Annotated in this window: 24 protein-coding genes; 23 read left to right on the forward strand and 1 reads right to left on the reverse strand. The window is 68.7% G+C overall.

All coding sequences use genetic code 11. From position 1 onward, the window contains the following. Positions 1–193: 193 nt before the first annotated feature. A complete protein-coding gene (locus AGRA3207_RS24425) occupies positions 194–415 on the reverse strand; it encodes a hypothetical protein (RefSeq protein WP_231329357.1) in 222 nt (73 codons plus the stop codon). A 204-nt stretch (positions 416–619) separates the two neighbouring features. Here AGRA3207_RS24425 and AGRA3207_RS24430 point away from each other — a divergent pair, with 204 nt between their 5' ends. The 23 genes from AGRA3207_RS24430 to rpsH all read left to right on the forward strand — a co-directional run bounded on the left by AGRA3207_RS24430 (position 620) and on the right by rpsH (position 16,095). After that, positions 620–862, forward strand: a complete 243-nt coding sequence (locus tag AGRA3207_RS24430) for a hypothetical protein (protein WP_231329358.1) — start codon at positions 620–622, stop codon at positions 860–862. A 127-nt stretch (positions 863–989) separates the two neighbouring features. Then, the gene (locus tag AGRA3207_RS24435) at positions 990–1,970 is read left to right on the forward strand and encodes an aldo/keto reductase (protein ID WP_231329359.1); all 981 of its coding nucleotides are present in this window, start codon (positions 990–992) and stop codon (positions 1,968–1,970) included. A 242-nt stretch (positions 1,971–2,212) separates the two neighbouring features. Next, positions 2,213–3,643 (forward strand): hypothetical protein, encoded by a 1,431-nt coding sequence (locus AGRA3207_RS24440; RefSeq protein ID WP_231329360.1) that lies wholly within the window; start codon positions 2,213–2,215, stop codon positions 3,641–3,643. Between the two features lie 671 nt (positions 3,644–4,314). After that, positions 4,315–4,689, forward strand: coding sequence for a 30S ribosomal protein S12 (rpsL, locus tag AGRA3207_RS24445; protein WP_030176166.1), 375 nt, complete (start codon positions 4,315–4,317; stop codon positions 4,687–4,689). Then, positions 4,689–5,159: a 30S ribosomal protein S7 gene (rpsG, locus tag AGRA3207_RS24450; protein ID WP_021597494.1), complete on the forward strand. Its 471-nt coding sequence runs from the start codon at positions 4,689–4,691 to the stop codon at positions 5,157–5,159. Before rpsL ends, rpsG begins: the two co-directional genes overlap by 1 nt. A gap of 40 nt (positions 5,160–5,199) precedes the next feature. Beyond that, positions 5,200–7,311 (forward strand): elongation factor G, encoded by a 2,112-nt coding sequence (gene fusA / locus AGRA3207_RS24455; protein ID WP_231329361.1) that lies wholly within the window; start codon positions 5,200–5,202, stop codon positions 7,309–7,311. Between the two features lie 84 nt (positions 7,312–7,395). Next, positions 7,396–8,589, forward strand: coding sequence for an elongation factor Tu (gene tuf / locus AGRA3207_RS24460; RefSeq protein WP_067454676.1), 1,194 nt, complete (start codon positions 7,396–7,398; stop codon positions 8,587–8,589). 106 nt (positions 8,590–8,695) lie between these two features. Then, positions 8,696–9,004, forward strand: a complete 309-nt coding sequence (gene rpsJ / locus AGRA3207_RS24465) for a 30S ribosomal protein S10 (RefSeq protein ID WP_018657599.1) — start codon at positions 8,696–8,698, stop codon at positions 9,002–9,004. Positions 9,005–9,018: 14 nt separating this feature from the next. Beyond that, a complete protein-coding gene (gene rplC / locus AGRA3207_RS24470; protein WP_067454674.1) occupies positions 9,019–9,669 on the forward strand; it encodes a 50S ribosomal protein L3 in 651 nt (216 codons plus the stop codon). Further along, positions 9,666–10,268: a 50S ribosomal protein L4 gene (gene rplD / locus AGRA3207_RS24475; RefSeq protein WP_231329362.1), complete on the forward strand. Its 603-nt coding sequence runs from the start codon at positions 9,666–9,668 to the stop codon at positions 10,266–10,268. Before rplC ends, rplD begins: the two co-directional genes overlap by 4 nt. Positions 10,269–10,280: 12 nt before the next feature. Further along, on the forward strand, positions 10,281–10,580 hold the full coding sequence (gene rplW / locus AGRA3207_RS24480; protein ID WP_067454668.1) for a 50S ribosomal protein L23: 300 nt from the start codon (positions 10,281–10,283) through the stop codon (positions 10,578–10,580). A 44-nt stretch (positions 10,581–10,624) separates the two neighbouring features. Next, on the forward strand, positions 10,625–11,458 hold the full coding sequence (gene rplB / locus AGRA3207_RS24485) for a 50S ribosomal protein L2 (RefSeq protein WP_231329363.1): 834 nt from the start codon (positions 10,625–10,627) through the stop codon (positions 11,456–11,458). A gap of 12 nt (positions 11,459–11,470) precedes the next feature. Continuing rightward, positions 11,471–11,752: a 30S ribosomal protein S19 gene (rpsS, locus tag AGRA3207_RS24490; RefSeq protein WP_148347474.1), complete on the forward strand. Its 282-nt coding sequence runs from the start codon at positions 11,471–11,473 to the stop codon at positions 11,750–11,752. Between the two features lie 37 nt (positions 11,753–11,789). After that, entirely contained in the window at positions 11,790–12,182 is a 393-nt protein-coding gene (gene rplV / locus AGRA3207_RS24495; RefSeq protein WP_067454659.1) for a 50S ribosomal protein L22, read from the forward strand. Then, positions 12,182–13,045 (forward strand): 30S ribosomal protein S3, encoded by an 864-nt coding sequence (gene rpsC, locus AGRA3207_RS24500; protein ID WP_231329364.1) that lies wholly within the window; start codon positions 12,182–12,184, stop codon positions 13,043–13,045. Before rplV ends, rpsC begins: the two co-directional genes overlap by 1 nt. 7 nt (positions 13,046–13,052) lie before the next feature. Continuing rightward, positions 13,053–13,472: a 50S ribosomal protein L16 gene (rplP, locus tag AGRA3207_RS24505; RefSeq protein WP_067454653.1), complete on the forward strand. Its 420-nt coding sequence runs from the start codon at positions 13,053–13,055 to the stop codon at positions 13,470–13,472. After that, positions 13,472–13,726 (forward strand): 50S ribosomal protein L29, encoded by a 255-nt coding sequence (gene rpmC / locus AGRA3207_RS24510; RefSeq protein ID WP_231329365.1) that lies wholly within the window; start codon positions 13,472–13,474, stop codon positions 13,724–13,726. The genes rplP and rpmC overlap by 1 nt, the downstream gene beginning before the upstream one ends. Beyond that, a complete protein-coding gene (gene rpsQ / locus AGRA3207_RS24515) occupies positions 13,723–13,992 on the forward strand; it encodes a 30S ribosomal protein S17 (protein ID WP_231329366.1) in 270 nt (89 codons plus the stop codon). The genes rpmC and rpsQ overlap by 4 nt, the downstream gene beginning before the upstream one ends. 70 nt (positions 13,993–14,062) lie before the next feature. After that, positions 14,063–14,431: a 50S ribosomal protein L14 gene (gene rplN, locus AGRA3207_RS24520; RefSeq protein ID WP_021596728.1), complete on the forward strand. Its 369-nt coding sequence runs from the start codon at positions 14,063–14,065 to the stop codon at positions 14,429–14,431. Next, positions 14,431–14,739 carry a 50S ribosomal protein L24 gene (rplX, locus tag AGRA3207_RS24525; protein ID WP_231329367.1) on the forward strand — a complete coding sequence of 103 codons (309 nt, stop codon included), beginning with the start codon at positions 14,431–14,433 and terminating at the stop codon, positions 14,737–14,739. The genes rplN and rplX overlap by 1 nt, the downstream gene beginning before the upstream one ends. 5 nt (positions 14,740–14,744) lie before the next feature. After that, positions 14,745–15,320, forward strand: a complete 576-nt coding sequence (rplE, locus tag AGRA3207_RS24530; protein ID WP_231329368.1) for a 50S ribosomal protein L5 — start codon at positions 14,745–14,747, stop codon at positions 15,318–15,320. A gap of 54 nt (positions 15,321–15,374) precedes the next feature. After that, entirely contained in the window at positions 15,375–15,560 is a 186-nt protein-coding gene (locus AGRA3207_RS24535) for a type Z 30S ribosomal protein S14 (RefSeq protein ID WP_018657585.1), read from the forward strand. A 136-nt stretch (positions 15,561–15,696) separates the two neighbouring features. After that, positions 15,697–16,095, forward strand: a complete 399-nt coding sequence (gene rpsH / locus AGRA3207_RS24540; protein WP_067454634.1) for a 30S ribosomal protein S8 — start codon at positions 15,697–15,699, stop codon at positions 16,093–16,095. Positions 16,096–16,108 lie beyond the last annotated feature (13 nt).

The raw sequence follows: 16,108 nt of genomic DNA on the forward strand, positions 1-16,108 counted from the left end.
TCCGAAGGCCCCTTCCGAACCCTCGGAAGGGGCCTTCGGCCTCCCTCCGGCCCAAACGGCACAGAGCGCGGTCAACACCACCCTCACCCAGTCCGCGGAGCCGTGCGAGGCCCTGAGCCGTCCGCGCAGGAAGGGCGTCCCACCGAGCGCGCCTGGAAGGTGGTGACTTCGTTGGGGTGCGGGATCGGCGTGACTACTGGTAGCGGTTCGGGCGGCGTTCGGTTGCCGGGGGGATGCCGCGGCCTTCGATGCCGATGACGCCTGCGTCCCGCAGCTCGTCAAGCCGCCTCTGGAACCCCGTCTCGGATTTCCCGTCCAAGGGCGCACCGGCCGCGTGCGGGGCCGTCAGGGACAGCAGGAGCGCTCCTGAGGTCAGGGTGGCGCCTCGGCGGAGGCGTTCGGTCACCGGCGTCATGGGTTCCATGGTCACGGCCCGCCCTCGGGTGGCACATCTGCCGATCGTCGATTCCGGTGCCCGCCTCACGGTGGAGGCGCGTCACCGGTGCACCGGCTTTACCTGCGCGTTCGCTGGTTTTCTTGACCTTTTGCCACGTTTTGTCACCACGTGCCCGGGGATGACGGGAGCGGCAGATAATCTTCACCTCGGGGGAGGACGCATATGAAGAAGGTCATGACCGGAGCGATGATCGCCGCAGCCGTCGCCTTGGGGGGAGCGGGCAGCGCCGCCGCGGCGCAGCAGTCCCCGGAGCAGGGCGCACGCCAGGACTGCCGCACCTACTCCAGCGTCACCGAGTGCGGCAAGGTCCAGCTCAACGAGAAGCAGCGGGCGTGCGTGACGTCGTCGGTGCAGCTGGGCATGACCGAGCGTCGCGCCGAGGTGGAGTGCTCCGCGTTCGGCTGACCTCACGGCTTGGGTTCGCAGGCGCGGCCCGGCCGGTTCCTTCGGTTCGCCATTCCACCACGTTACGGATCGGCCGAGAATACGGCCATATGCGGCATGGTGGGCGGTAAGAGCAGAGGGAGAAGATATGGACCAGGTGCGGCTCGGGACGACCGGGACGAAGGTCTCGCGGATCTGCCTCGGGATGATGAGCTACGGCGACCCCGGGCAGCGGGAGTGGTTCCTCGGCGAGGACGCCGCGGAGCCGATCGTCCGGCGGGCCGTGGAGGCGGGGGTGACGTTCTTCGACACCGCCGACATGTACTCCAGGGGCGCCAGCGAGGAGATCACAGGACGGCTGCTGTCCCGCATGTTCGAGCACCGCGACGACTACGTCCTCGCGACGAAGGTGTACTTCCCCATGGGTCCGGGGGCGAACGACGCGGGCCTGTCGCGCAAGCACATCACGGCCTCGATCGACGCGTCCCTGCGCCGTCTCGGCACTGACCACGTGGACCTCTACCAGATCCACCGGTGGGACTACGAGACGCCCATCGAGGAGACGATGGAGGCCCTGCACGACGTCGTGAAGTCCGGCAAGGCCCGCTACATCGGCGCGTCCAGCATGTACGCCTGGCAGTTCGCCAAGGCGCAGCACGTCGCAGAGACCCGGGGCTGGACGAAGTTCGTCACGATGCAGAACCACTACAACCTCGTCTACAGGGAGGAGGAGCGGGAGATGATCCCGCTCTGCCTCGACCAGGGGGTCGGGTGCATCCCCTGGAGCCCGCTCGCCCGGGGACTCCTTGCGGGCAACCGCGGGCGGGGTGGCGAACGCAACACCGTCCGCGCCAACAGCGACGCCTACGCCGACGACCTGTACGAGGAGTCCGACTTCGACGTGGTCGACGTCGTCCGGGAGGTCGCGGCCGAAAGGGGCGTCCCGGCCGCCCAGGTCGCGCTGGCCTGGCTGCTCGGCAAGCCGGGCGTCACCGCGCCCATAATCGGCGCGACGAAGCTCACGCACATGGAGGACGCGATCGCCGCCGCGGACCTCCGGCTGGACGAGAAGGAGGTCGCGCGGCTGGAGGCCCCCTACCGGCCCCACCCGGTCAACGGGCATTCCTGACCTGCCGCCGTAGATCGGCACCCTCGGACGCGAACAGTCCGGGGGTGCCGGGCGTCTACCAGGGTGGTGATTTGCGATACCACCGGCTATCGGGGCAGGCTGGGGACGAGAACGCCCACGGGCGGCAAGACCGCCACGTGGGGACATCGGTGACAAGGCTTGGAGGCCGCGTTATGCGCCGCGCGTTTCCGAGCTGCCGGGTGCCGAGGAACCCGGGACGACGGCGCTGAAGGAGCCCGACGATGACCGACAATGACGGCACGCAGGGACCGCAGTGGCCGTTGCCGGAGGACGAGGGGCAGCCGAGGCCCCCCGAGGACCAGCAGAACGAGCCTCCGGCCCGCCCGCTCGGTGACCGCACCGTGGTGTTCGGGGCACCGCAGCTCGGCGGCACCCCGGGCCAGCAGCCGCCCGCACCCCAGCAGCCCCGCGAGGGCGAGCGCCCCGCGCCGCCTCCGCCCACGATGGTCGAGCAGCCGGTGCAGCAGTTCGGCGAGCAGCAGCCACCGCCGCCCCCGCAGTACGGGGCCCCGGGGCAGTACGGGCAGCAGGCGCCCTACGGCGCCCCTCCCGGACCGGGCGGTTTCCCGCCCCCGCAGGAGCCGCAGCAGTACAGTCCGCCGCCGGCCTACGGCCAGCAGCCCGAGGACCCGTACGCGCCGCCTCCGCAGCAGCAACAGCAGCAGTACCCGCAGCAGCCCATGCACGGCGCGCCGCAGGAGCCGTACGGGCAGCAGCCCTTCGCAGGACCGGGCGGCTACGCACCCCCGGCGGAACCGCGCGCGCCCGAGGCCGCGCCGCCCGCCAGGCAGGAGCCGCCGCAGGAGGGCTCCAACGACCGCACGCTCATCGTGCCCGGCCCGGGAGCCACCGCGCCCGAGCCCGAGGCCCAGCGCCCGGTGATCGACGACCAGGCGACGCTGCACTGGTCGCCGGGCACCGACATCCCCGTGGCCACCGGCCCCGAGCGCAAGCACGAGGCCCCGGCCGAGCCGTGGCAGGCGCCGACCCCGCCGCCCACGCCGGAGCCGTGGTCCCCGGAGGGCGGCCAGGCCGACCACGACCGCACGCTGATGGTCCCGCCGCCCGAGCAGGGCTTCGGCGCGCCTCCCGCGCCCCCGGCGGAGGAGCCGCCGCCGTTCGGCCGCCACGCCGAGAGCGGCGAGGACGCGAAGCCGACGCAGACGTTCGACCCGCAGGCCCAGACCCGTCCGGCGGAGCCGCAGGGCATGGCCGAGCCCACGCGGATGGACATCGGCCAGCAGCAGTGGGGCGCCCAGCAGCAGTACGGCCAGCAGCAGCCCTACGCGGGCCAGCAGCAGTACGGCCAGCAGGAGCAGCAGCAGTTCGGCGGTCAGCAGCAGAACCAGCAGTACGGCGGCCAGCCGGACCAGCAGTATGGCCAGCAACAGCCCCAGTACGGCCAGCAGCAGTACGGCCAGCAGGGACAGCAAGGACAAGGACAACAGGGGCAGCAGGGACAGTTCGGGCAGCAGGGACAGCAGGGACAGTTCGGGCAGCAGCAGTACGGGCAGCCCACCCAGTACGGCGGCCAGCAGCAGTCCGGCCACGACGAGGGCAAGGGCGGCGGCAAGAACACGCTGCTCCTCATCGCCGGCGCGGTCGCCATCGTGGTGATCATCGTCGTGCTGGTGGTCGCCTTCGTCCTCTAGGACGCCCGGAGGGCCGGGGACGGCGTAAAAGCTCGTCCACATCTTCCCCAACAGCGAGGATGTGAGACAGAATGCGACAACCGCCGCCTCCGGCCCCGTCCGAGCGCAACGGCCTCCGCCGCAGAAGCGCGCAGCAAATCAAAGGGCCGGACCGACCGGTCACACAACACCAGCCACCACCCCAGCCACCGACGACCTGAAACGTTGCGATCGCGTGCGAAGCCAGGTGCGAGCGAAGCGAGAACCTGATCGCGCAGCGAGCCCTCCAGGGCGAGTCGAAGCGATGCAGCGATCGCCGTAGTGCCCGCCGAAGGAAGGCGCGCCAGCGCCTGACGCCAAGGGCACTACAGTCGACACAGTTCGCTTTGCACTTTGGCGTGGGGGTCGGTAACCTCTTCACTTGTGCCCGCTGTGTGCGGGCCGCTATGCGTGCGCGTAGGCGAGGCCGGTGAGGCCGGGCTCAGCGCCGCATCTACTCCCCGGCTTGATCTGGCCCTGATATGGGCCGGGCGGTCTGTGTCGGTTCTTGGCGGCGCGATGCTCCGTGAGGTGGCGACACGCCCGACCGCGTGGGTCGGAGAGGTCGGGAAACCGGCAGGTCACAGCCTCGCCTGAGGTGGTGATTGCAGCATAAGGACTTACCGGCTCGGTACGAGGAAGACGGAGACGCGGTGCCCACGATCCAGCAGCTGGTCCGCAAGGGCCGCCAGGACAAGGTGACCAAGAACAAGACGCCCGCGCTGAAGGAGAGCCCCCAGCGGCGGGGTGTCTGCACGCGCGTCTACACGACGACGCCCAAGAAGCCGAACTCCGCGCTTCGCAAGGTCGCCCGTGTCCGGCTGACCAGCGGGATCGAGGTCACGGCCTACATCCCCGGCGTCGGTCACAACCTGCAGGAGCACTCGATCGTGCTCGTGCGAGGCGGACGTGTGAAGGACCTCCCGGGTGTGCGGTACAAGATCATCCGCGGGTCCCTCGACACCCAGGGCGTCCGCAACCGCAAGCAGGCGCGTAGCAAGTACGGCGCCAAGAAGGAGAAGAGCTGATGCCGCGCAAGGGCCCTGCTGGCAAGCGCCAGCTGATCGCTGACCCGGTGTACAACTCGCCGCTGGTCACCGCGCTCATCAACAAGATTCTCCTGGACGGCAAGCGTTCGATCGCGCAGAGCATCGTGTACGACGCTCTGGAGGGCGCTCGCGAGAAGACCGGCAACGACCCGGTCGTCACGCTGAAGCGCGCGCTCGACAACGTGAAGCCGACCCTGGAGGTCCGCAGCCGCCGTGTCGGTGGCGCGACCTACCAGGTCCCGGTCGAGGTGCGGCCCGCGCGCAGCACCACGCTCGCGCTGCGCTGGCTGGTGGTGTACGCCCGGCAGCGCCGCGAGAAGACCATGACCGAGCGGCTGATGAACGAGCTGCTCGACGCGAGCAACGGCCTCGGCGCGTCTGTCAAGAAGCGCGAGGACACGCACAAGATGGCGGAGTCCAACAAGGCCTTCGCCCACTACCGCTGGTAAGCCGGCGGGCACCGCAACGACGAGACGACGCGAGGACACAGTGGCTACCAAAACCGGTGTAGACCTGGCCAAGGTCCGCAACATCGGGATCATGGCCCATATCGACGCGGGCAAGACCACGACGACCGAGCGGATCCTGTACTACACGGGCATCAGCTACAAGATCGGCGAGGTCCACGACGGCGCCGCCACCATGGACTGGATGGAGCAGGAGCAGGAGCGGGGGATCACCATCACCTCCGCCGCCACCACCTGCGAGTGGCCCGTGGACGACGTCAAGCACACCATCAACATCATCGACACCCCGGGTCACGTCGACTTCACCGTCGAGGTGGAGCGCAACCTGCGGGTGCTCGACGGCGCCGTCGCGGTGTTCGACGGTGTCGCCGGTGTCGAGCCCCAGTCCGAGACCGTGTGGCGCCAGGCCGACCGGTACGGCGTGCCGCGCATGTGCTTCGTGAACAAGCTCGACCGGGTCGGCGCCGAGTTCCACCGCTGCGTCGACATGATCGAGAATCGTCTCAACGCGACCCCGCTCGTGCTGCAGCTGCCGGTCGGCGCCGAGGCCGACTTCAAGGGCGTCATCGACCTGGTGACGATGAAGGCCCTGCTGTGGAACGAGGAGGCCAAGCTCGGCGAGATGTACGACACGGTCGACATCCCCGAGACGCACGCCGAGTCGGCGCGCGAGTGGCACGACAAGCTGGTCGAGACCCTCGCCGAGAACGACGACGAGATCATGGAGCTGTACCTGGAGGGCGACGAGCCCACCGTGGAGCAGCTCTACGCGGGCATCCGCCGCGCGACCGTCGCCGCGAAGCTGACGCCGGTGACCTGCGGGACGGCCTTCAAGAACAAGGGCGTGCAGCCGCTCCTGGACGCGATCGTCCGCTACCTGCCCTCCCCGCTGGACGTGGACGCCATCGAGGGCCACTCCGTCCGCGACGAGGAGAAGGTGCTCGCGCGCAAGCCGAGCGAGGAGGAGCCGTTCTCCGCGCTCGCGTTCAAGATCATGAGCGACCCGCACCTCGGCAAGCTGACGTTCGTCCGCGTCTACTCGGGCGTCATGGAGTCCGGCGCGAACGTGATGAACTCCGTCAAGGAGCGCAAGGAGCGCATCGGCAAGATCTACCGGATGCACGCCAACAAGCGCACCGAGATCGAGCGCGCGGGCGCGGGCGACATCGTCGCGGTGATGGGCCTGAAGCAGACCACCACCGGTGAGACGCTGTGCGACGACAAGGACCCGATCGTCCTGGAGTCGATGAACTTCCCGGCGCCCGTCATCCACCTCGCGATCGAGCCCAAGACCAAGGGCGACCAGCAGAAGCTGAGCACCGCCATCCAGCGGCTCGCCGAGGAGGACCCGTCCTTCCAGGTGAAGACCGACGAGGACACCGGGCAGACGATCATCTACGGGATGGGCGAGCTCCACCTGGAGATCCTCGTCGACCGGATGAAGCGCGAGTTCAAGGTCGACGCGAACGTGGGCCGGCCGCAGGTCGCCTACCGCGAGACGATCAGCAAGAAGATCGAGAAGGTCGAGTACACCCACAAGAAGCAGACGGGTGGCTCCGGCCAGTTCGGCCGCGTGATCATCGACCTGGAGCCGCTGGGCGGAGGGTCTGACGGCTACGAATTCGAGAACAAGGTCACCGGTGGCCGCATCCCGCGGGAGTACATCCCGTCGGTGGACGCCGGCTGCCAGGAGGCCGCCGAGTTCGGCGTCCTCGCCGGGTACCCGATGGTGGGCGTCAAGGTCACCCTGAGGGACGGCGCCTACCACGAGGTCGACTCCTCGGAGATGGCGTTCAAGGTCGCCGGTTCCATGGCGTTCAAGGAGGCCGCCCGCAAGGCGTCCCCCACGCTGCTGGAGCCGATGATGGCCGTCGAGGTCACCACGCCCGAGGACAACATGGGCGATGTGATCGGCGACCTCAACAGCCGCCGCGGCCAGGTCCAGTCCATGGACGAGCGGCACGGCATGCGCGTCATCAAGGCGCTCGTGCCCCTGTCCGAGATGTTCGGCTACGTGGGTGATCTGCGCAGCAAGACCCAGGGCCGGGCCGTCTTCACCATGCAGTTCGACTCCTACGCCGAGGTTCCCGCGAACGTCGCACAGGAGATCATCGCGAAGGCGCGGGGCGAGTAGAGCGCCGGGCCTGCCCACAGATCACACCAGACGTACATCGAAGCGGTCGTCTAGACGGCCGAGGATCGCAACAAGGAGCAACCAGTGGCGAAGGCCAAGTTCGAGCGGACGAAGCCGCACGTGAACATCGGCACCATTGGACATATCGACCACGGTAAGACCACGCTTACCGCGGCGATCACCAAGGTGCTCCACGACAAGTACCCGGACCTCAACCCCTTCACGCCGTTCGAGGACATCGACAAGGCGCCGGAGGAGCGCGAGCGCGGCATCACGATCTCGATCGCGCACGTCGAGTACCAGACCGAGGCCCGGCACTACGCGCACGTGGACTGCCCCGGTCACGCGGACTACATCAAGAACATGATCACCGGTGCGGCGCAGATGGACGGCGCCATCCTGGTGGTGGCCGCCACCGACGGCCCGATGCCGCAGACCAAGGAGCACGTGCTCCTCGCCCGCCAGGTCGGCGTGCCCTACATCGTCGTCGCGCTGAACAAGTGCGACATGGTCGACGACGAGGAGATCCTGGAGCTCGTCGAGCTCGAGGTCCGCGAGCTGCTGTCGGAGTACGAGTTCCCGGGCGACGACGTCCCGGTCGTGCGCGTCTCCGCGTTCCAGGCCCTGCAGGGCGACGAGAAGTGGGGCGCCTCCGTCGCCGAGCTGATGGACGCCGTCGACCAGAACGTGCCGGAGCCGGTGCGCGACATCGACAAGCCGTTCCTGATGCCGATCGAGGACGTCTTCTCGATCACCGGCCGCGGCACGGTCGTGACCGGCCGCATCGAGCGCGGTGTCGTCAACGTCAACGAGACCGTCGACATCATCGGCATCAAGAACGAGACCACCTCGACCACCGTCACCGGCGTCGAGATGTTCCGCAAGCTGCTCGACCAGGGCCAGGCGGGCGACAACGTCGGCCTGCTCCTGCGCGGCATCAAGCGCGAGGACGTCGAGCGCGGCCAGTGCGTCATCAAGCCGGGCACCACGACCCCGCACACCGAGTTCGAGGCGCAGGTCTACATCCTGTCCAAGGACGAGGGCGGCCGTCACACGCCGTTCTTCAACAACTACCGTCCGCAGTTCTACTTCCGGACCACGGACGTCACCGGCGTGGTGAACCTCCCCGAGGGCACCGAGATGGTCATGCCGAGCGACAACACCGAGATGCGCGTCGAGCTGATCCAGCCCGTCGCCATGGAGGAGGGCCTGAAGTTCGCCATCCGCGAGGGTGGCCGGACCGTCGGCTCGGGTCGCGTCACCAAGGTCATCAAGTAACACCTCTCGCGCGGCGGCGGTCCGGCCGCTCTCAGCACAGCCGGGCCGCCGCATCGCGATCAGTGAAGTAAACAGCGGCACTACAGCAAAGGACACCGAGGCCACCATGGCGGGACAGAAGATCCGCATCCGGCTCAAGGCCTACGACCACGAGGTCATCGACACCTCCGCGAAGAAGATCGTAGAGACGGTGACGCGGACGGGCGCCAAGGTCGCGGGCCCGGTGCCGCTGCCGACCGAGAAGAACGTGTACTGCGTCATCCGCTCGCCGCACAAGTACAAGGACAGCCGCGAGCACTTCGAGATGCGCACGCACAAGCGGTTGATCGACATCATCGACCCGACGCCCAAGACGGTCGACTCGCTGATGCGGCTCGACCTTCCGGCCGGCGTTGACATCGAGATCAAGCTCTAAGGGACGCACCGACAATGAGTACGCAGAGGAAGGGCGTCCTGGGCGAGAAGCTCGGCATGACCCAGGTCTTCGACGATGAGGGCCGGATCGTCCCGGTGACCGTCGTCCAGGCCGGGCCGTGTGTCGTCACGCAGCTCCGCAGCCAGGAGAAGGACGGCTACACCGCCGTCCAGATCGGCTACGGGCAGATCGACCCGCGCAAGGTGAACAAGCCGCGCACGGGTCACTTCGAGAAGGCCGGCGTCACGCCGCGCCGCTACCTCGTCGAGCTGCGCACCGACGACACCACCGAGTTCGAACTCGGCCAGGAGATCACCGCCAGCGTCTTCGAGGCCGGCCAGAGGATCGACGTCACCGGCACGAGCAAGGGCAAGGGCACCGCGGGTGTCATGAAGCGCCACGGCTTCAAGGGCCTCGGCGCCTCGCACGGCACCCAGCGCAAGCACCGCTCCCCGGGCTCGATCGGCGGCTGCGCGACCCCCGGTCGCGTCTTCAAGGGCCTCCGCATGGCGGGACGGCACGGCAACGCCCGCACCACCGTGCAGAACCTGACCGTCCACGCCATCGACGCGGAGAAGAACCTGCTGCTCATCAAGGGCGCGGTTCCCGGTCCCAACGGCGGCGTGGTGCTGGTCCGCGACGCAGTGAAGGGGACGGGCAAGTGACCTCCAAGCTCGACATCGACCTGCCCGCCGACGTCTTCGACGCGAAGACCAGCGTGCCGCTGATCCACCAGGTCGTGGTGGGGCAGCTGGCCGCGGCGCGCCAGGGCACGCACTCGACCAAGACCCGCGGCGACGTCCGCGGCGGCGGCAAGAAGCCGTACCGGCAGAAGGGCACCGGCCGCGCCCGCCAGGGCTCGACCCGCGCGCCCCAGTTCGCCGGCGGCGGCACGGTGCACGGCCCGCAGCCGCGGGACTACTCGCAGAAGACGCCCAAGAAGATGAAGGCCGCCGCGCTGCGCGGCGCCCTGTCCGACCGCGCCCGGTACGGCCGGGTGCACGTGGTCGACAACCTCATCGAGGGCGACACCCCGAAGACGAAGACGGCGCTGACGGCGCTGCGCTCGGTCACCGAGGCCAAGCGCGTCCTGCTGGTCCTGGACCGCGAGGACGAGCTGACCTGGAAGAGCCTGCGCAACGAGCCGAGCGTGCACGTGATCGTCTCCGACCAGCTCAACACCTACGACGTGCTGGTGAACGACGACGTCGTCTTCACGCAGAAGGCGTACGACGAGTTCATCTCGCGCGCGGCGAAGAAGTAAGGAGGGTCGCACATGAACAAGATCGCCGACCCCCGCGACGTCATCATCGCGCCGGTCGTCTCGGAGAAGAGCTACGGGCTGCTGGACGAGAACAAGTACACGTTCGTGGTCCGCCCGGACGCCAACAAGACGCAGATCAAGCAGGCCGTCGAGGCCGTGTTCGGCGTCAAGGTGACCAGCGTGAACACGCTCAACCGGCAGGGCAAGCGCAAGCGCACCCGGTTCGGCTACGGCAAGCGCAAGGACACCAAGCGCGCCATCGTCAGCCTCGCCGAGGGCGAGCGGATCGACATCTTCGGCGGCCCGGCCTAACCAGCCGGCCGTCCCGGAGATAGACCAAGGGATGAACGAAAAAGATGGGCATCCGTAACTACAAGCCGACGACCCCGGGTCGTCGCGGCTCCAGCGTGGCCGACTTCGTCGAGGTCACGCGCCGCGAGCCGGAGAAGTCGCTGCTGCGTCCGCTCCCCAAGAAGGGCGGCCGCAACAACCACGGCCGCATCACCACCCGGCACCAGGGCGGCGGGCACAAGCGCGCCTACCGCCTGATCGACTTCCGCCGGCACGACAAGGACGGCGTCCCGGCCAAGGTCGCGCACATCGAGTACGACCCGAACCGCACCGCGCGGATCGCGCTGCTGCACTACGTGGACGGCGAGAAGCGCTACATCCTCGCCCCGCGCGGCCTGCGGCAGGGCGACCGGGTGGAGAACGGGCCGGGCGCGGACATCAAGCCGGGCAACTGCCTGCCGCTGCGCAACATCCCGACGGGTACCGTCATCCACGCCATCGAGCTGCGGCCCGGCGGCGGCGCCAAGATCGCCCGCAGCGCGGGCGCGGGCGTCCAGCTGCTGGCCAAGGAGGGCAAGTACGCCACGCTGCGCATGCCCTCGGGCGAGATGCGGATGGTGGACGTGCGGTGCCGCGCGACGGTCGGCGAGGTCGGGAACGCCGAGCAGTCGAACATCAACTGGGGCAAGGCCGGCCGCATGCGGTGGAAGGGCAAGCGCCCGACCGTCCGCGGCGTGGCCATGAACCCGATCGACCACCCGCACGGTGGTGGTGAGGGCAAGACCTCCGGTGGCCGGCACCCGGTGAACCCGAACGGTAAGAAGGAAGGCCGCACTCGCCAGGCGAACAAGTCGAGCGACCGGCTGATCGTCCGTCGTCGCAGCAAGAAGAAGCGGTAGGAGTCGCTCGTCATGCCACGTAGCCTTAAGAAGGGCCCATTCGTGGACGACCACCTCATGAAGAAGGTGGACGTGCAGAACGAGAAGGGCACCAAGAACGTCATCAAGACGTGGTCGCGGCGCTCCATGATCGTGCCGGACATGATCGGTCACACGATCGCCGTGCACGACGGCCGCAAGCACGTCCCGGTGTTCGTCACCGACGCCATGGTGGGGCACAAGCTCGGCGAGTTCGCGCCGACGCGGACGTTCCGCAGCCATGTCAAGGAAGACCGCCGCAGCCGTCGCGGCTGAGCAGGCAGAGCACGCACGTAGGAGAGAGGGATCAGCGATGGAAGCCAGGGCCCAGGCGCGGTTCATCCGCGTCACGCCCAGGAAGGCCCGCCGCGTGGTGGACCTCATCCGCGGCCTGCCTGCCGCGGAGGCTCAGGCGGTGCTGCGGTTCGCCCCCCAGGCTGCGAGTGAGCCGGTGGGCAAGGTGCTGGCGAGTGCCATCGCCAACGCCGAGCACAACTTCAAGCTCGACTCGGACACGCTCGTCGTGAGCCGTGCGTGGGTGGACGAGGGGCCGACGCTCAAGCGTTTCCGCCCCCGCGCCCAGGGCCGGGCCTACCGCATCAACAAGCGCACGAGCCACATCACCGTGGTCGTGGAGTCGCGGGACGAGGCGTCCGCCGGCAGCGGGGCCGCGCCCGGCGGTAAGAAGACGAGGAGGGCCCGGTAGTGGGTCAGAAGATCAACCCGCACGGGTTCCGGCTCGGCATCACCACCGACCACAAGTCCGTGTGGTTCGCCGACAAGCTCTACAAGGACTACGTCAAGGAAGACGTCCAGATCCGGCGCATGCTGCAGAAGGGCATGGACCGGGCGGGCATCTCCAAGGTGGAGATCGAGCGGACCCGTGACCGTGTCGAGGTCAACATCCACACCGCCCGGCCGGGCATCGTCATCGGCCGCCGCGGCGCGGAGGCCGAGCGGCTGCGCGGCGACCTGGAGAAGCTGACCGGCAAGCAGGTGCGGCTGAACATCCTTGAGGTCAAGAACCCCGAGATCGACGCCCAGCTCGTCGCGCAGGGCGTGGCCGAGCAGCTGTCGAGCCGCGTCGCGTTCCGGCGCGCCATGCGCAAGGCGATCCAGTCGGCGATGAAGTCGGGCGCCAAGGGCATCAAGGTGCAGTGCGGCGGACGGCTGGGCGGCGCGGAGATGTCCCGCTCGGAGTTCTACCGCGAGGGCCAGGTGCCGCTGCACACGCTGCGCGCCGACATCGACTACGGGTTCTACGAGGCCCGGACGACGTTCGGCCGCATCGGCGTCAAGGTGTGGATCTACAAGGGCGAGGCCGCCCAGACCCGCGCCGAGCGCGAGCAGCAGGCCGCGCAGCAGCGCGCCGCCGGTGGCGGCGGCGGCCGTGAGCGCCGTGGCGGCGACCGCCGCGGCGGCGGCCGCGGTGGTCGTGGCGGCCGCGGTGGCGCCGGTGGCGGTGGCGGCGAGCGCGGTGGCAGCCGCGACGGCGCGCCGAAGCAGCAGCAGAGTTCCGAGCAGCCGGCGCAGACGGCCGAGGCTGCTCCGCAGGGTGAGGGGAGCTGAGTAACCCATGCTGATCCCTCGCAAGGTCAAGCACCGCAAGCAGCACCACCCGAAGCGCCGGGGCATGGCCAAGGGCGGCACCAAGGTGACGTTCGGCGAGTACGGCATCCAGGCGGTCGAGCCCGCGTACGTGACCAACCGGCAGATCGAGGCCGCGCGTATCGCCATGACCCGCCACATCAAGCGCGGCGGCAAGGTCTGGATCAACATCTTCCCGGACCGTCCGCTGACCAAGAAGCCCGCCGAGACTCGCATGGGCTCCGGCAAGGGCTCGGTCGAGTGGTGGGTGGCCAACGTCAAGCCGGGACGGGTGATGTTCGAGATCTCCTACCCGAACGAGCAGGTGGCCCGCGAGGCGCTCACGCGCGCGATCCACAAGCTGCCGATGAAGTGCAAGATCGTCAAGCGAGAGGTGGGTGAGTCCTGATGGCCAAGGGTCTTGCCGCCGACGACCTGCGGACCGAGCCCGAGGACGTCCTGGTCACCAAGCTCAAGGAGGCGAAGGAGGAGCTGTTCAACCTCCGCTTCCAGGCCGCGACCGGCCAGCTTGAGAGCCACGGGCGCCTGCGCACCGTGAAGCGCGAGATCGCCCGCATCTACACCGTGATGCGGGAGCGGGAGCTCGGCATCGTCACGGTCGCCGCAGACGCCACCGGGGACGCCGGGGAGGACGACGAATGACCGAGCAGACGCAGCAGCGGAGCAGCCGCAAGATCCTTGAGGGTCTGGTGGTCAGCGACAAGATGGACAAGACCGTGGTCGTGTCCGTCGAGGACCGCGTGAAGCACGCCAAGTACCACAAGGTGATCCGCCGCACGAAGAACTACAAGGCGCACGACGAGGCCAACGAGTGTGGCGTCGGCGACCGCGTCCGTCTCATGGAGACCCGCCCGCTGTCGGCCACCAAGCGGTGGCGCGTGGTCGAGATCCTTGAGAAGGCCAAGTAATTACTGGTTCCACCAGGCTGCCCGCCGGACGGTGTCCCGGGCAGAACCGGTGTGACGAACAGGAGTTGACGTGATCCAGCAGGAGTCGCGACTCAAGGTCGCCGACAACACGGGTGCGAAGGAGATCCTTTGCATCCGGGTTCTCGGCGGCTCGGGTCGGCGCTACGCGGGAGTCGGCGACATCATCGTCGCGACGGTGAAGGACGCCCTTCCCGGCGCGGGCGTGAAGAAGGGTGACGTCGTCAAGGCGGTCGTCGTGCGCACCCGCAAGGAGCGCCGGCGCCCGGACGGCTCCTACATCCGCTTCGACGAGAACGCGGCCGTCCTGATCAAGGACGGCGGCGACCCCCGTGGTACCCGCATCTTCGGCCCGGTGGGCCGCGAACTGCGCGAGAAGAAGTTCATGCGCATCATCTCGCTCGCGCCGGAGGTGCTGTGATGAAGATCCGTAAGGGCGACGAGGTCATCGTCATCGCCGGCAAGGACAAGGGCGCGACGGGCAAGGTCCTGCGCGTCGACCCGCGCGCCGAGCGCGTCGTCGTCGAGGGCGTCAACCTCATCACCAAGAACATCAAGGCCGACCAGCAGCGTGCGGGCAAGGAGAGCGGGCGCGTGACGGTCGAGGCGCCGCTGCACGTGAGCAACGTCGCGCTCGTCGAGGACGGCAAGCCGGTCCGCGCCGGTTACCGGATCAACGACGACGGCACGAAGGTCCGGATCTCGCGGCGCAGCGGTAAGGAGATCTGAGACCGATGACCGAGACCGTGACCGAGCGCCCCGTCCCGCAGCCGAGGCTCAAGCTCCGCTACCGCGAGGAGATCGCGGGCGCGATGCGCGAGCAGTTCGGCTACGCCAACGTCATGCAGATCCCCGGGCTGACCAAGATCGTGGTCAACATGGGGGTCGGCGAGGCGGCCAAGGACGCCAAGGTGATCGAGGGCGCCATCCGCGACCTGTCGGCGATCACCGGCCAGAAGCCGGCCGTGAACCGGGCCCGCAAGTCCATCGCGCAGTTCAAGCTGCGCGAGGGCATGCCGATCGGCGCGCACACCACGCTGCGCGGCGACCGGATGTGGGAGTTCCTGGACCGGCTGCTGGCCACCGCCCTGCCCCGTATCCGCGACTTCCGCGGCCTGTCGCCGAAGCAGTTCGACGGCAACGGCAACTACACCTTCGGGCTGACCGAGCAGGTCATGTTCCACGAGGTGGACCCGGACAAGGTCGACCGGCAGCGGGGCATGGACATCACGATCGTGACGTCCGCGAAGACCGACGACGAGGGCCGGGCGCTGCTCAAGCTCCTGGGCTTCCCCTTCAAGGACAACTAGGGGTCCTGTGGCGGCCGGGTCACCGGCCGGGGATCGCATCAAGGAGAACTGAGCATGGCGAAGAAGTCGCTGATCGCCAAGGCGGCGCGCAAGCCCAAGTTCGGCGTCCGCGCGTACACTCGGTGCTCGCGCTGCGGACGTCCGCGCTCCGTCTACCGGAAGTTCGGCCTGTGCCGCGTGTGCTTCCGGGAGATGGCCCACCGCGGCGAGCTGCCCGGCATCACGAAGTCCAGCTGGTAGCCGCCCGCCCCTCCGGGGGCGGCGCACCGGCATGTAATAACCACCGGGCACCCGGCGAGGGTGCCCACGACCGCGCCACAGGTCCACGGGACCACATCAGCCCGAGGAAACCGTGGCGAGGGAGGGCCAGCAGGCCATGACGATGACCGACCCGATCGCAGACATGCTGACGCGTCTGCGGAACGCGAATTCGGCGTACCACGACCAGGTGGCGATGCCGTACTCGAAGATCAAGGCGCACATCGCCGAGATCCTCCAGCAGGAGGGCTACATCTCGGGCTGGAGCGTGGAGGACGCCGAGGTCGGAAAGAAGCTCAACATCGAGCTCAAGTTCGGCCCGACCCGCGAGCGTTCGATCGCCGGGATCAAGCGCGTCTCCAAGCCGGGTCTGCGCGTGTACGCGAAGAAGGACAACCTGCCCAAGGTCCTCGGCGGACTGGGCGTCGCGATCATCTCGACGTCCTCCGGCCTGATGACGGACCGGCAGGCGGGCAAGCGCGGCGTGGGCGGGGAAGTCCTCGCCTACGTCTGGTGAGGGGAGGGCTCTA

The sequence above is a fragment of the Actinomadura graeca genome (assembly GCF_019175365.1).
Lineage (GTDB): Bacteria > Actinomycetota > Actinomycetes > Streptosporangiales > Streptosporangiaceae > Spirillospora > Spirillospora graeca.

Bases quoted from the DNA above. Each gene is read 5' to 3' on its own strand.
- rpmC (WP_231329365.1), top strand. From the start codon at position 13,472: ATGGCCAAGGGTCTTGCCGCCGACGACCTGCGGACCGAGCCCGAGGAC.
- rpsH (WP_067454634.1), top strand. From the start codon at position 15,697: ATGACGATGACCGACCCGATCGCAGACATGCTGACGCGTCTGCGGAAC.
- AGRA3207_RS24435 (WP_231329359.1), top strand. From the start codon at position 990: ATGGACCAGGTGCGGCTCGGGACGACCGGGACGAAGGTCTCGCGGATC.
- rpsG (WP_021597494.1), top strand. From the start codon at position 4,689: ATGCCGCGCAAGGGCCCTGCTGGCAAGCGCCAGCTGATCGCTGACCCG.
- rpsQ (WP_231329366.1), top strand. From the start codon at position 13,723: ATGACCGAGCAGACGCAGCAGCGGAGCAGCCGCAAGATCCTTGAGGGT.
- rplV (WP_067454659.1), top strand. From the start codon at position 11,790: ATGGAAGCCAGGGCCCAGGCGCGGTTCATCCGCGTCACGCCCAGGAAG.
- AGRA3207_RS24430 (WP_231329358.1), top strand. From the start codon at position 620: ATGAAGAAGGTCATGACCGGAGCGATGATCGCCGCAGCCGTCGCCTTG.
- rpsS (WP_148347474.1), top strand. From the start codon at position 11,471: ATGCCACGTAGCCTTAAGAAGGGCCCATTCGTGGACGACCACCTCATG.
- rplB (WP_231329363.1), top strand. From the start codon at position 10,625: ATGGGCATCCGTAACTACAAGCCGACGACCCCGGGTCGTCGCGGCTCC.
- AGRA3207_RS24425 (WP_231329357.1), bottom strand. From the start codon at position 415: ATGACGCCGGTGACCGAACGCCTCCGCCGAGGCGCCACCCTGACCTCA.
- rplE (WP_231329368.1), top strand. From the start codon at position 14,745: ATGACCGAGACCGTGACCGAGCGCCCCGTCCCGCAGCCGAGGCTCAAG.
- AGRA3207_RS24535 (WP_018657585.1), top strand. From the start codon at position 15,375: ATGGCGAAGAAGTCGCTGATCGCCAAGGCGGCGCGCAAGCCCAAGTTC.
- rplX (WP_231329367.1), top strand. From the start codon at position 14,431: ATGAAGATCCGTAAGGGCGACGAGGTCATCGTCATCGCCGGCAAGGAC.
- rplC (WP_067454674.1), top strand. From the start codon at position 9,019: ATGAGTACGCAGAGGAAGGGCGTCCTGGGCGAGAAGCTCGGCATGACC.
- rplW (WP_067454668.1), top strand. From the start codon at position 10,281: ATGAACAAGATCGCCGACCCCCGCGACGTCATCATCGCGCCGGTCGTC.
- rpsJ (WP_018657599.1), top strand. From the start codon at position 8,696: ATGGCGGGACAGAAGATCCGCATCCGGCTCAAGGCCTACGACCACGAG.
- AGRA3207_RS24440 (WP_231329360.1), top strand. From the start codon at position 2,213: ATGACCGACAATGACGGCACGCAGGGACCGCAGTGGCCGTTGCCGGAG.
- rplP (WP_067454653.1), top strand. From the start codon at position 13,053: ATGCTGATCCCTCGCAAGGTCAAGCACCGCAAGCAGCACCACCCGAAG.